This window comes from Acidicapsa ligni (assembly GCF_025685655.1).
Taxonomy (GTDB): domain Bacteria; phylum Acidobacteriota; class Terriglobia; order Terriglobales; family Acidobacteriaceae; genus Acidicapsa; species Acidicapsa ligni.
In genome coordinates this window covers 157,861-171,430 of record NZ_JAGSYG010000004.1, presented here as the reverse complement: position 1 = coordinate 171,430, position 13,570 = coordinate 157,861, and the positions used below count along the sequence as shown (strand labels likewise).

General features: G+C 57.6%; 10 protein-coding genes. 4 read left to right on the top strand and 6 right to left on the bottom strand.

The features are described 5' to 3' along the window. Positions 1 to 54: 54 nt before the first annotated feature. Positions 55 to 900: an RDD family protein gene (locus tag OHL19_RS14960; RefSeq protein WP_263358523.1), complete on the bottom strand. Its 846-nt coding sequence runs from the start codon at positions 898 to 900 to the stop codon at positions 55 to 57. Here OHL19_RS14960 and OHL19_RS14955 point away from each other — a divergent pair. Further along, complete coding sequence (locus OHL19_RS14955; RefSeq protein ID WP_263358522.1) at positions 899 to 1,867, top strand: stage II sporulation protein M; 969 nt, start codon at positions 899 to 901, stop codon at positions 1,865 to 1,867. The genes OHL19_RS14960 and OHL19_RS14955 overlap by 2 nt on opposite strands. Positions 1,868 to 2,204: 337 nt before the next feature. Here the strand turns inward: OHL19_RS14955 and OHL19_RS14950 are convergent, their stop codons facing one another. The 5 genes from OHL19_RS14950 to OHL19_RS14930 form a co-directional block, all read right to left on the bottom strand. Next, the gene (locus tag OHL19_RS14950; protein WP_263358521.1) at positions 2,205 to 3,608 is read right to left on the bottom strand and encodes a DUF58 domain-containing protein; all 1,404 of its coding nucleotides are present in this window, start codon (positions 3,606 to 3,608) and stop codon (positions 2,205 to 2,207) included. 6 nt (positions 3,609 to 3,614) lie between these two features. Further along, the gene (locus tag OHL19_RS14945) at positions 3,615 to 4,646 is read right to left on the bottom strand and encodes an AAA family ATPase (RefSeq protein ID WP_263358520.1); all 1,032 of its coding nucleotides are present in this window, start codon (positions 4,644 to 4,646) and stop codon (positions 3,615 to 3,617) included. A gap of 62 nt (positions 4,647 to 4,708) precedes the next feature. Then, a complete protein-coding gene (locus OHL19_RS14940; protein ID WP_263358519.1) occupies positions 4,709 to 5,920 on the bottom strand; it encodes a DUF4350 domain-containing protein in 1,212 nt (403 codons plus the stop codon). Next, the gene (locus OHL19_RS14935; protein WP_263358518.1) at positions 5,917 to 7,083 is read right to left on the bottom strand and encodes a DUF4129 domain-containing protein; all 1,167 of its coding nucleotides are present in this window, start codon (positions 7,081 to 7,083) and stop codon (positions 5,917 to 5,919) included. The genes OHL19_RS14940 and OHL19_RS14935 overlap by 4 nt, the downstream gene beginning before the upstream one ends. Continuing rightward, positions 7,080 to 8,183: a hypothetical protein gene (locus tag OHL19_RS14930; protein WP_263358517.1), complete on the bottom strand. Its 1,104-nt coding sequence runs from the start codon at positions 8,181 to 8,183 to the stop codon at positions 7,080 to 7,082. The genes OHL19_RS14935 and OHL19_RS14930 overlap by 4 nt, the downstream gene beginning before the upstream one ends. A gap of 294 nt (positions 8,184 to 8,477) precedes the next feature. Here OHL19_RS14930 and OHL19_RS14925 point away from each other — a divergent pair, with 294 nt between their 5' ends. The 3 genes from OHL19_RS14925 to OHL19_RS14915 are packed head-to-tail and all read left to right on the top strand — an operon-like array spanning position 8,478 to position 13,557. After that, positions 8,478 to 9,101 carry a sigma-70 family RNA polymerase sigma factor gene (locus tag OHL19_RS14925; RefSeq protein WP_263358516.1) on the top strand — a complete coding sequence of 208 codons (624 nt, stop codon included), beginning with the start codon at positions 8,478 to 8,480 and terminating at the stop codon, positions 9,099 to 9,101. A 15-nt stretch (positions 9,102 to 9,116) separates the two neighbouring features. Continuing rightward, the gene (locus OHL19_RS14920; protein ID WP_263358515.1) at positions 9,117 to 12,800 is read left to right on the top strand and encodes a CHAT domain-containing protein; all 3,684 of its coding nucleotides are present in this window, start codon (positions 9,117 to 9,119) and stop codon (positions 12,798 to 12,800) included. Continuing rightward, entirely contained in the window at positions 12,772 to 13,557 is a 786-nt protein-coding gene (locus OHL19_RS14915; RefSeq protein WP_263358514.1) for a hypothetical protein, read from the top strand. Before OHL19_RS14920 ends, OHL19_RS14915 begins: the two co-directional genes overlap by 29 nt. Positions 13,558 to 13,570: the final 13 nt, after the last annotated feature.

The window sequence follows — 13,570 nt, the reverse complement described above, 5'->3', positions numbered from 1 at the left end:
CATTTCGAGGCTGCTTTGAGAGCGTTCCACAGGGATGAAGCATCGTATCTGCCATCATTGGATCCGAACCAGATCACGAAGCTGACGCGCCACTTCTTCCAGAAAAGTCTCCACACTGACTCCCTGGGGCATCGTCAATCCCGTCTTGGCCAGAATCCCATCCGCGATTCGCTGCGCCAGCGATGCGCGCATTTCCATACTGAAATCCAATCGGCGCGCAAAAAATCCCTCCAGCAATTCCAGATCCGACGGTCCAAGGCGTTGAATCCCACTTGCGGCCACGTCAAAGTCCTTCGGCTTGATCGTTCGCATTGTTCCTGTTGCCTGCTCAGAAAAAGCCGTCGGTGCGTCGAACATGCCAGCAGTAAAAGTCCGTCCGCTTGAACCTGCCCCGGATGCTTCCAGATTTTCCCGCTCATGCACCACCAGCGTTCCGGCCGCCAGATCGCCCAGCCGCTGATGCTCTTTATTGAGAAAAATGCATACGACGCCGACAGCGTAAACTCCGGGAAACTGGTCCACGATCCTCAGCAGGTTTCTGGTCATGGCTTCAAACAGACCAATACCCCGCCCCGATTTCTGAATCACCCGAATTTTGGCCACGCGCTTGCCAGGCGTACGTCCATTCCAGAACGCCTCAAAAAGCGTGAAATATCCCCAGTACAAAAGAAACAGGGCCAGGATGAAAAGTGCCGATGCCCATTTCTCGCCTATTTTGCTGAAACGCGACAGGCTGGGATCGACCAGCGCTATCAAAATCAGGAGCACAGCAATGGCCGCTACCCAGATCAGGTAATCGACCAGCAAGGCAACAAAACGGCTTCCAATTCCAGCGACAGGCATCTCGATAGCCACCAACTCCGGGGTATCGATGCTAAGCTGGTCCCATTCAGGCTCCATGACAACAGTCCTTTCCAATCACTGGATTCAGAAACGCAAGCCGCACTGGGAGCGATTGACGGCGCTCGTCGCGACCGCCGACCAGTCTCGGCTGAAGGGGCTCTCCCGCAGCGAACTGCAGGAGCTGGCGCTGCTCTACAGGCAAGCCGCCTCCGACCTCTCCACGTTGAGGCAGGACTCGACTTCGGCTGCATTGGCCGGACAACTGAATCATTTGCTTGCTCGTGCTCACCATATTATCTATTCCAGCCGCAAGTCGAGTTGGAGGACTTTGCTTCTCTTTCTTCGCGATGGGTATCCGCGAGTCTTTCGACAGCAGATCGCGTTCACCTTCAGTTCCATGGTGATTCTTCTGGCTGCGACGTTGATTGCGGTGGTGTTTACTCTTGCCGACCCGCGCTTTGCAAACCCCATTCTGGGGCCGATCGTCATCAATAGTATTCAGCATCACGAGATGTGGACGCACTCGATCGTCAGCGTCGCTCCGCAGGCGGCGAGCGGCATTATGACGAACAATCTCTCTGTCTCTTTTTCTGCGTTTGCGGGTGGGCTGCTGTTTGGAGTGGGTGCTGTTTACATCATGTTTTTTAATGGGCTGATGCTGGGCGCGGTGGCAATCGCCTGCCAGCAAGCGGGCATAGCCGTTCCTCTGTGGAGCTTTGTTGTTCCGCATGGCTCGCTTGAACTGCCTGCGATTGTGATTGCTGGCGGAGCCGGGCTTCGGCTTGGATATGGAATGCTTTTTCCTGGGATTTACAGGTGGAAGGATTCTGTCGCGAAGGCTGGAGTCGAAGCTACGCAATTGGTTTGTGGAGTGATTCCGCTGCTGATCATTGCGGGCTCGCTGGAGGGATTCTTTTCTCCATCGGCAGCTCCGGTGGCGCTCAAGTTTGGGGTTGGCGCTGGATTGTTTTTGCTGCTGTTGATCTGGCTTTTCAGACCGCTTCCTGCTGTTGCTGCTAAGTAAAAATCTCGTCAAAACACCAAATTGCTCCACGTGGAACATTCCTTGCTCCACACAGAACTTTGATTGCTCCACGGAGAATTGGGAATTGTTCCACGTGGAGCAATATGGTTTTATGTAACTCGATGTTATCGATCGAGTTATGTGCTGCGTACAATTACCTTCCGTTATGGTTACGATGCACCTTTCAAGTTGATGCATGTTTTGAGCCAGGCAGAGATTTGAGCTAGGCGGAGACAGGTTAAATACGTATGCCGGATGTTTTTGAAATGGCCGGCGAACTTCATGCGGACAGGTGTGTTCCTGCCATGAGATCTGCCTTCGCCGGTAGAGAATGAGCTTAGAGTATGGCTCGTTCTTTTATGGATAGGTATTGGTTCAAGACGCTGGCAGTCATCTGGTTGGGCAAAGTGTCGATCGTGATGGCACCCTGATCGCGCAGGCGAGCCAGGAGCAGTTCGCGGCGGCTGGCCATCTCCTGTGCGGCCGCTGAGCGAAACATCTCTTCAACATTGCTGGGAACAGCGCGGGCAATGGCTGCGACTTCCGGCTGCGCCATAGCTACAAAGAGAACTACGTGCCGATGCAGGAGTTGGGCTGCGCCGTCGATGACTTCTGGGCGCATGGAGGATTCAGCGAGATCCGTGATCCAGAGGATCAGGGATCTGCGCGGTTGAAGCCGGCCAAGAATCGCAGTCGCGCGCAGATGATCCGCTTCGCTGGGCTCGGCACGCAGTTGGGCAAGCGACTCCAGAAACTGGCGCAAGTGGCCCGCTCCTCGATTGGGAAGCAACTGCTGCTGGATGCGACGACCATAGCCGAGCAGGCCCACACGGTCACCTGAGTACAACGCAAGCTGCGCGAGTGCTACGGCAGTGGAGCAGGCGTAGTCGAGCTTGGTGTAATGGTTGGATTGCCTGCCCGCAGAATCATCCGCCACGCGGGCGCGGAGGAGGCGTCCCGTATCCAGAACGATCCAGACAGACTGCGAGCGTTCTGCCTGATACTGGCGGGTTACGAGATCGCCGCGACGCGCGGAAGCGGTCCAGCAGACATCGCGAAGGTCATCGCCGAGGCGATATTCCCGCAGGCTCTCAAACTCGCGACCGAGGCCGCGATGACGCATCTGGCGAAGCTGAAGATCGATACGGCGGCTCTTCGCGAGAAAGAGTTGCTGGTCTTCCGCAGTTCGCAGTTCAGGGTAGATGCGGACGGGCTGGCTGACCGGAACGATTGCCCAGCGTGAAACCAATCCAAGCAGGCTGCGGTACTGAAGATAGATGGCTCCTGCTTCAACATCGCCACGTTCACGCGGGTTGACGATATAGCGGAGCGTGGCTGCATTGCGCGGGTAGGCGCGGAGCTTGTGAATGGCCGGTGTTTCGATAAGCTCGACAGGAAGATCGTCCGTAAGCTGGCAGTCGAGAGCGAGCGAGTTCTGGTGCCGAATGCTTAGCTCAATCTCCACGCTATTGCCGAGCGATGGAGCAGAGAGCCATGCGCGGCCAACAGTAATGCTGGCGGGAGCGGGAAGACGCCAGGCATCGAGCAGTGCGGCGATGAGAACGAGCGCATCCCACAGCAACATGCCGTAGGCAAGGCGTGGAATGTAATAGCCGGGAATGAGCCAGAGGAAACCCAGGCCCAACAGGGTAAACACACGAATGCTGAGGCCGAATGCGAATCGGCTGTGCGGCTGGCACGCGGCCTGCACGGAAACGGGATGGAGTGAGGGCTGGAGCATTCCTACTCAGGCTCTCGGTACTGGAACAGCGGCCACGATGTCGGTAAGAATGCGGTCGGAGTCGAAGCCTTCCAACTCGGCCTCTGGTTTGAGCCGGACGCGATGGCGCATGACTGGCGGCACGGCGCGCTTTACATCGTCCGGAACGAGATAGCTGCGATCTTCAAGCGCGGCTATGGCCTGGGCGACGCGCATGAGGCTGATAGCGGCGCGAGGGCTGGCTCCGAGAATGAGCGTGGGCCACTCGCGTGTGCGGCGAACTAGAGCGAGGATGTAGGTGAGCAGTTCGGGCTCAATGCGGGTGGACTGCACTTCTCTGCGCGCGGCGGCGAGCAGACCTGCGGGGATGGGCGTGATGCGGGCTACATCCAGCAGGAGGGCGCCGTGCGCGTTGAGGTGGAGTTCGAGGATGTGGCGTTCGTCGGCTTCGCTGGGATAGTTGACGCGGGTCTTGAGCAGGAAGCGATCGAGCTGGGCCTCGGGGAGCGGATAGGTGCCTTCAAAATCGACTGGGTTCTGCGTCGCAAAGACGGTGAAATCATCCGGCAGCGGACGAGCTACTCCATCGGTTGTGACCTGGCGCTCTTCCATGCATTCAAGCAGGGCAGCCTGGGTGCGTGGAGGCATGCGGTTGATTTCATCGACAAGGAGCAGGTCTGTGAAGACGGCTCCTTTGTGGAAGGTGAAGCTGCTGCTGCCCTGCACAAGAATCGTGGTGCCGAGAATGTCGGCGGGCATGAGGTCGGGAGTGGCCTGCACGCGATGAAAGCTGAGACCCAGCAGGCGTGAGAGCGCTTTGACGATGAGGGTTTTCGCGATGCCGGGTACGCCTTCGAGCAGGACATGTCCCTGGCATAAGAGGGCAATCAGGGCCTCGTCGATAACCTCCGTTTGACCGGCGATTACTTTGCCAAGCTCGGTGCGAGCGTGGACGAGTAGCTGGCGCGTGGCGTGAAGTTCGGCGTTGGCCTGCGTTGTTTCCGAAGCGGACACGGAAGTTACTTCTGTAGTTAGTTCTGGATTTACTTCCTCGGTCATCTTGGCATATCTCCGGAGCGCTGACTTATGTTGATCGTAAATTGTCTGGCTAAATTGTCTGTCTAGGTGGCGTTGCCGCTAATGCGGATGGTGCTGGCGGCGCGCAGGGTTTGCGCACGCAAGGTTTGTTCATGACGGCGCAGGCTTTGAACGATGGCCAGCGCTTCGCGGGGCTTGAGAGCGTCGTTCGAGCAGGCTTCTTCAGCGGCAACCAGGTCGGGCTCCATGCTGATGCTGATGGAGCCGAAGCGACGTTCGATGGCCTGGGCAAGTTCGCGGGCGTCGGGTTTGTGATTGCGCAGGCCGCAGAGCAGAGCGGTCTGTGAGCGAAAGCGATCCCAGGCGATTTGCGTTGCGGTGCTGGTAGCTCCGGCTGCGCGATAGAGGCTGCCGAGAGCGTCGAGAAATTCGATAGGCGTGGTGCGCGGGCTGGCGGGCAGCGGACGGATCGGTCCACGACGGCGGCTGTAGCTGAGAATCACCAGCAAGGCCAGGCCGATGCAGCCGAAGAGCAGCAGAGGCCAGACGGGACCGCTGGTGTAATCCCAGGGCGTATGGGCCTGGCCGTGGAGGGATTCGTCCCAGTAGATGCGATGACCTTCGGGAGAGCCGACGGAGTTGAGGAGCAACTCAAGATTGTGGCCGCGGGTGATGGAGCTGTTCTCTAACGGGGTGGAGTTGGCCCACCAGACAATATGGCCTTTTTCGGATGGATATTCGACGACGACGGGCTGGTTGGCGCAGGTGTAGGCGACCTGAACAGCGGGATTGGTGAGCTTCCATCCGGCGCGCGGAAGTATCCAGATGGGACCGGTGCCGGCGAGAGGCTGCAGGCCTTCTGGCTGGGCTTCGCAGGCGGCGAAGGAGATGCCTTTGGCTGGTTCGACAGCGTTGCCGGGAAGAAGCAGGCCGCCTCGAAGGCCGGTGGCAAGGATGCGTCCGCCTTTTTGAAGAATGGTGCGGATCGAGGCGCGGTCCTCATCTTCGTAGGAGTTGGGTTCGGCGAGGATGAGGATGGTGCCGGGGTCGGCATGGGCGGCGAGTTCGCTGAGCGGCTGCTCCCAACGCTGGATGGCGTAGCCGCTTTGCTGCAGGAGCGTGTAGGCTGCCCGGGCTCCATGCCGACCGGTGAGATAGCTGTCGGGGACGGGGTTTTTATCGGGGTCGGAGCGGGGAGTGAGGACAGCGAGCAAGATCAACAGCAGGGCGATTCCTCCCAGCAGGATAAGCAACATGCGGCGGTCTTTTGCGTCGAGAGAGGCGAATATCTTCATTGCGCTCCCAGGCGGCCTGCCAGTTGCTCGGCCTGACGGAAGTCGGCTTCGGCGGCGGTATGGCCTGCGTACCAGGTGCGTTCAAAGCTGCGGGTGAGAGCGGTTAGCGTAGGTCGCTGGGCGCTTTCGGGATTGAGCAGAGCGAGGTATTCGCGGGGAGTGCGGGCGCGGTCTGCGGGCCATTGGCCGCTGGATTCGAGGCGCGAGATGCTGGCCCAGTAAAGAAGATGAATGGCATCGCGCCATTTGCCCTGGGCGGCGGCCTGCCTTGCGTCCTGCAGCCAGAGTTGCCAGTCGCGGGCAGAGGCTGCGGCGCCTCCGGGTGTGGAGCGGAAGAGACTGGTGCTGAAGCGTCCCTGGCGCTCGATGCGGATGAGGAACCAGACGAGCAGGACGCAGAGCAGGCTGACGAAGCCGATTTCGGCAGTGAGGCCGATCCATTTGGATTTGGAACCGGCCTCGACGAGTTTGCCGATGACCTTGTCGATCCAATTGCCGATTTTTTCGAGGATGCGGTCTTTCAGAGTGCGGCCGATTACGGCGCTTTGGTACTCCCTGGCAGCGAGGATTCGGGTCAGGACTGCGTGCTCTTTGGAGGAATTGAAATGGGTGGGCTGCGGGGAGTCTGTAGCGGGCGTGCTTGCGATTTTGCCCGTAATTGCCCAGTCCTGCTGCAGGCGGGTTCGTGCGGCGGCGAGGCGTTGGGCTATGGTCATTGGGGTTAGAGGGGCTGGATCAAGGCCGATGCTGCTGGTATCGGTATCGGGGTCAGCGTCGGAGTCGGAGTCGGAAGATGATTTTGGCTTATCCTTTGCTGGCTTGGTTGCGGCTTGTTTTACGGGCGGTTTGGCGGCTTCGTTGAGGAGGTCGCGGAGCCAGCCGTAGTGGACCGGACGAGCGCCGGAGGGCAGCGCTACCTGAATGTCGGGGCCGACTTGATCGCCGCTGCAGTGGGCGGCAGCCGTCGACTGCGCGGATTGCAGGGATTGTTGACAGGCGGCTACCAGGCGGTCGAGGGATTCGAGTTGAGTGCGGAAGGCCGTCATCGAGATTGACGGCGCGATTGGGTCAGATGGCGGCGTGGCGGCGGCCATTGCTGCGGGAAACAGCGCTGGAACCGGGATTGCCAGAAGCATCCACCACAATGCGCGAGTACGGATCACGGAAGAGGCTCCTCCGGAAGGGATTGCGGGAGGGCCTCAGGGATGGATTGCGGGAGCTCAGATTGCAATGCGGTTGAGACGGCGGGTTCGGCGGAGGGTTGCGTGATTGGCAACTCCGGGGGAGCTACTGGCGGCAGATCTTTCCAGCCAGCCTGGGTCATCAGTTGCTCGATATCGTAACCTTCCTGCCGGGTGCGCTGGTCGAAATAGAAGAGCATGAGGGCAATGCTGTAGATGGGGGCGACGATGGTTTGCACCAGGAAGCCAACGGAGAGATTCACGACCTGGATCAGGGTCGCGATGGCTGGCGAAGGATGGGTAAAGCTGAAGGACTTTCCCGACGCAAGCGAGATCAAAATATCAAGGGGAATAGACAGTGCGAAGTTGACTGCCAGGCTGAGGATGTAAAGCAGCAGGCAGAGAACGAAGATGCGTCCCTTTGTGCCCTTGCTCAGCAGGCTACTGCGCTTGATGGAGAGCCAGGCGGATGTGTTCTCTGCAACAGAAGCGGCAAATGCCAGAGAAAACCGCAGCCAGATCCAGATGCAGGTGACGAGAACCGCGAGCGCGAGGATGATAAAGAGAAAAGCCAAGAGAGCTGCCGCTGCGGGCGCCATGGCTGGTCCGGATTTGAAGACCAGGGCAGCCACGATTGCGCCAACGACGACAATTCCGGCAAAGACGCAGTAAGGAACAATCCAGGCGAGCAAAACTTCCAGGCAGAGCAACCAGACATAGCGCCAGAAGCGCTGAAAGGCCTTGCCGTAGGAAGCTCGGATGGTGGTTGTGTCGCCCTGCGTAATGGCTAATGCCGCGTAATTTGTAGCGCTGATCTCCACTGCGTACGCAGCAAAAATGAGCGGCATTCCCACGATCAGAAATCCCAGGACCTGCAGGCAGATCTTCATGAAATCCGGTGCGGTGGGCTTGAGCTCGGCAAGGTGCCCGATCAGGAAGATGCTCGCGGATCCAGAAAAAAGCGCTGAAATCGCGGTGGGAGCGGCGGAGACCCCTACAAACAACAGGAAGTTGTTGCGATAGAGCTGGATGGTGCGATCAAGTATCTCACCGAGATTCAGCGGTCGCGTACTGGCGGCCATGATTGCTCCTGATGCGTACAGAATGGGTTGCAGGGAAGCTGTTTTCCACCGTGGACTGCCTGCCAGCCCCGGCCAACTTGCGGTCAAGTGGGTTACGCCGGATGGTAGCACAGCAACGTTCCAAAACGAGTAGAGCTATGGGGAAAATCAGAAACAAGTTATAAGGTTTTTGTATCAATACGAAAACCGGGGGTCTGCGATAAACTCTACGTATCAACTGTGTCAGACCCGCTTGCAAATCGATTAGCTCGCGTCTGTGCTTATTCTGCGCAGGCCCCGGAATGGGAGCAGTTTGTGCGTCTGGTGACGCCGACTGTGGCCCTGGCAGCACGCCGTGTGGCCTATGCCTGGGGAGATCCTTCCAGCTTTAACGTGACTGAAATTGTGCACGAAGTCTTTCTCAAAATATGCGAGGATGATCGCAAAATCCTGCGCGAGTTTGAGGATCGAGGGCATGATTCGTTTTTGAAATTGATGCGCATGATTGCGGCCTCCGTGGGCACCGATTATTTCCGCCGTATCCGGGCGGAGAAGCGTGGTGGCCGAATGCAAACGGTGTCCCTTGACGCTCAAGCCATGGTTGAGAAGATCGCCGACACACGTTCCGCAGGAGCCGAATGGCCGATCCTGATGGCACAGCTGGATGACCTTCTGCGAAGGGATGCCGTCTCTGTGAGTGACCGGGATCGCACCCTTTTCTGGCTATATTACCGGCAGGGACTCGCAGCAGAGGCCATATCTCGCATCCCGGCGATAGGCCTAACTCCCAAGGGAGTGGAGAGTGCGTTGCGGCGGCTTACCAAGTTACTTCGAGATATGATTCTTGCTAGCCAACCAAATCCTGATTTACTGCTGGGGAAAACTATCTCCAGCACAAATTGCGAGCCTAAAAAGCTTTTAGGAAATTGTTGCGATTGACTGTATGGCGCCCAGATGAGCGAAAACGAAAGTAACAATCCGCTGCAGTTCCCGAAGGAAACACTGCTTCGGTTTCTGGATACCGCTCCGCAAGTGGGGCAAGTTGCCGGAGAGCGGGAGTCTGCGCCTGCGGAGGGTGTCGCCAGCGCCTGTCCTAAAGCTGAAGAATTTATAGGTGTGGCGCTGGGCAATGTGAATGAATCGGAAGCAACGCGGCTGCTTGTGCATGCCAGCGGCTGCGACGCCTGCGGCCCGATACTCGCGCATTGCATCCAGAGCCAGGAAGGCAACCCAAGCGCAGAAGAGACGATTGCGATTGCCGAACTGGCAGCGGCGCGGGCTGAGTGGCAGCAGAGAACGGCCCGAGAGTTGGCGGCTACTCCCAGGCGCGGAAAGCCGAAGGCGAAATCGAGCGGGAAGCCGAGCATCTGGTGGGCTGTGGGAGCTGTCGCGGCGGCAATTCTCGGGGTTGCGATCTTTTTGTGGCATGAGCGAGCGACATCCCCTGAACGCCTGTTGGCACAGGCATATTCGGAATCACGAACGCTTGAGTTGAGGATTCCGGGTGCAACCTACTCCGTGTTGCGTGTGGGTAGTCATACGCGCGGAGCGGAGGCAGGCCACGAATCTGCGCCGCTGCTGGATGCACGAGCACGGTTGGCGCGGGAGTTGGAAAAGGATCCGAACAACGCGAAGCTGCTTGAGTTGCAGGCTCGGGCAGATGTGCTGGAGGAGCGATACGACGCTGCGGCGGACACGCTGGATCGCCTGCTGGCGAACGGTCCGGTAACGACGGAGTTGCTTACGGATGCTGCCTCGGCTTACTACCAGCGTGGCCTGGTTTCGGGCAGCGAATCGGATCGTTCGACTGCGCTGGATTACATGCGGCGCGCGGATGAACTGGCTCCGACTGACCCCGTGGTTCTATTTAACGAAGCAATTGTGATGGAAGATCGCGGCCAGATGATGAACGCTGTCGAGGTCTGGAATCGTTATATTACTGTCGAACGCGATGCCCACTGGGCAGCGGAGGGCAGGCGCAAACTTGCCGCTCTCGAAAAGACGCTGAACCGCCTCAAGACGCATCAGACCCGCATCGACAATATGCTGACGACACCGGAGGCTATGGACGCCCTGGCAGGTAATGCGCAGCAGCTTGCCGATCTCGATGAAGAACTATCCACTTTGCAGTTACATACGCTGACCAGGATGGCTTATCCGGTTGCGGTGAGCGATGCGGATAGATCGCGGGGATCTCCATGCAATGAGGAGAAATGCAGGGCTGCACGGCGGCTTCTTAAAGCATTATCGAATTCTTTAGAACTACAGCATCACGATTATTGGCTTAACGATCTTTTCTCTCCTGGCATCAATTCCCTTTCCCCAGCCACGGCGGCTCTCTATACCCAGGCATTGGAATTGCTTGGGCAGGCCACAGATGACAATGCCGGCGGAGCGGCGACTGACGGGGCGCGGCTGGCAGAGCAGGCTCAAACTCTCTTTGCATCTCTCCCTAAGTCTACGAGTGCAATGAAAGTAGCAGTTCAGGCAGGCGAAGAGCGGGCCGGGATCGAACATCTTTTTGGTTTGCAGCGTCAGGTGGATTTCTCTAGTTGCCTGCTTTATGCGAATCGGGCTCTCAAACAGCCTGCAGAGTTGCAGCGAAGAAGCCGATATCCGTGGATTGAAGCTCAGGAGGAAATCACGGAGCACATTTGCGATGACACTCCTGAGACACGAGCAGATGGACGCATTTTAGCGTTAAAAGCAATAGATCTATCCAGGAGGAGTAACTACGCGCTTATGCTGGCGCGAACAGAGGTTTCAACATCTGATTCTCTCCTCACAGGAGACAGTGAGACTGGTGAACGCATGACCCTGGAGGCACTGCGCAAACTCTATGCAAAAGACGCTCCCCCGATGCGAGTTCTACAGACTTTTGTGGCCCTCTTTTATACAGAAAGAGATTCACCACACGCGTATTCGTCAGAGCTTTTTACACGTGAAACGGAAGAGTTAGCCGAGATTTTGGGAAATAGACATTATCTGTCACTGCTGCATATGGAGCTGGCGAACGCCGACATGCGAATCGGAGCCATCGGAGATGCCAGGAGGCAACTCAAACTGGCCGATCAGGAAAGCACCCAGCTCGTCGACGGCAAGATAGAACGTGTTGATTTAAGCCAATCGCAAATCCTGCTGGCCTGCGCTGAGCTGGAGCGTGGAGACTTATTGCCTGCAGGGCGACTGCTGGATCAAGCTGCTCAGCATCGCTCAGTTCAAACTGATTCCTGGGCTGCACGGCTGTACGCCGGCGCGCGTGGGCAACTGGATCTTGCGCTGGGGCATTTTGAGCAGGCCAACAGCACTATCGAAACCGATATCCGCAGCAGCGAAGGCAAGCGCGTGCGCAGAGGAGACCTGGCAACAGACGCCGAACACGCCCAGATGGATCATGATCTGTATGCGGAGCTGGCTGCAACCTGGCTGGCGCAGGGGCGCACGCCGATAAGTATCCTGGCGCTCTGGGAGCGCTTTCGCCTACGATCCCGAAGGCTGCCCATTACACAGTGCTCGGCCGGAGCATTGGACTGCGAAGAATCCCGGGTGCTCGCCGCACAACGCCAGCTCGGTGACAGCATTTTGACCGGGCAGATTCTGCTACTGGACCGGGTGCTGATCTATCGCATGGACCGAGACAAAATCACCTGGGACGAGAAGCCTCTGCGGCGGCGGGATGTCCTGGATGCAGCACAGATTCTGGAGCGTGCGATTAGTTCTCCGCATACGACTTTGAGTACCGCGAACACGCTTGGTATCCGGCTTGCAGGGGGATTGCTACCATCCCTGCCCGCGAAAATGAGCGCGGACGCAACCCTGCTTGTAGAGCCCGATCCCGAGCTGGCAAATCTCTCCTGGACCGTTCTTCCAACACCGGCGGGGACGCTGGGGCTTGCCTATCCTTTGGCCGAGTCGCGTTCGGTTCTTGCTGATTCTTCTTATGCAGACGACCACGACAATGCCCGGGCAGCTAAAGGAAGCCACGCTGAAATCACCGCGCGGCCATTGATTATTGGAGCCTCTGTCTCCGCAGAGGGTGAGGCACCTCTGCCCGAGGCTCTTGAGGAAGCACGAGCTGTTACTCGCTTTCTTAACTCTTCTCAGGTTCTATTGGGCAGGGATGCGACACGCGCACAGGTGGCAAGCCAATTGAACTCGGCAACCATCCTGCATTTTGCGGGTCATGCGGTGCAATCGCCGAGTGGAACGGAGTTGCTGTTGGCCGCTTCATCCCAGGAAGCAAAGCCATGGCTCGATGCAGCGCTCCTACGCCAATATCCACCGCGCGCCTGCCGCCTGGCTGTCCTCTCGGCCTGCGCTACGGGGGGACAGGAGAGATCCTCGAATCTTCCGCTGCAGGATGTGGTGGAGACGCTGGGTACGCTTGGCGTCCCTGAGATAGTGGCGACACGCTGGCAGATCGATTCGGGAGCGGCAGTTCCCTTAATGACAATGTTTTATCAAAAGATTACAGAGGGGAGCAGTGTGGCTATGGCTTTGACTTCAGCTAGAAAGGCCATCTCTTCTCAGCCCCAATACAACAATCCTTATTACTGGGGCGCCTATTATGCCACTGGTTATGAAACGCCGCAGTTGAAAGGATCTTTGCGTGCCAGCCTCAACCAAAGTCATCCATAAATCAAAGAAGAGCAAGGTATCCGCAACCAAAGCGCAAATGGATATTGTTTTTGCGGGACCGCTATTGTTTGTTCCTGCAACCAGCGGCGGCAATATCACCGGGGTGGAGATATTTTCTCCGCGTAACGATCACCCCATTGGCGCTGTGTTTTTGCCGGGTGTGTTGTTTACGGATGCCGAACTCGATGCTCCCACATGCGAACGGTGGCCTGATCCGGAGAGCTTTTCACTGCTTGATCCACATAGTTATTCCATCGAGTTGGAGCAGAAGGGAAAGCAGCGTGACTTCTCCACTGCGTCCATTCCCGACACTAACCACAAGATAAAGCCGGGACGCAGATTGAGCAGCGATTGGGATGTTGCCATCACCATTGTGGGCCAGATCTCTGCGTGGTCTTCACACAGGCTCGTGAAGGTGACCGAAAAGCTATTTCATGGTGCCGATGCGCCAGCGCCCGGAGAGATCACGGCCTCATTGCACCGGCTATCGTATAACGGTGTTACAGGCGCGGACTTCTATGGGGCATCTAAAGAATCCAGAGACTATTTACGAACCAATATCTCTCAAGGCGGAACGCTGATCGTCATCGGCGAAATTCCGTATCAGTCAAGTCTCCTGCACGAGCGACGGGCAATCGACTCCATAGCGAAACTGGCAGGACTGAATCTGCACCTCGCGGAAACTGCTCCGTTGCCATACCGGACTCGCCTTATGAACCACGTCATCGGCTGTGGGCATTCGATTATTGTGGTTTAAATCAAGCTGGCCA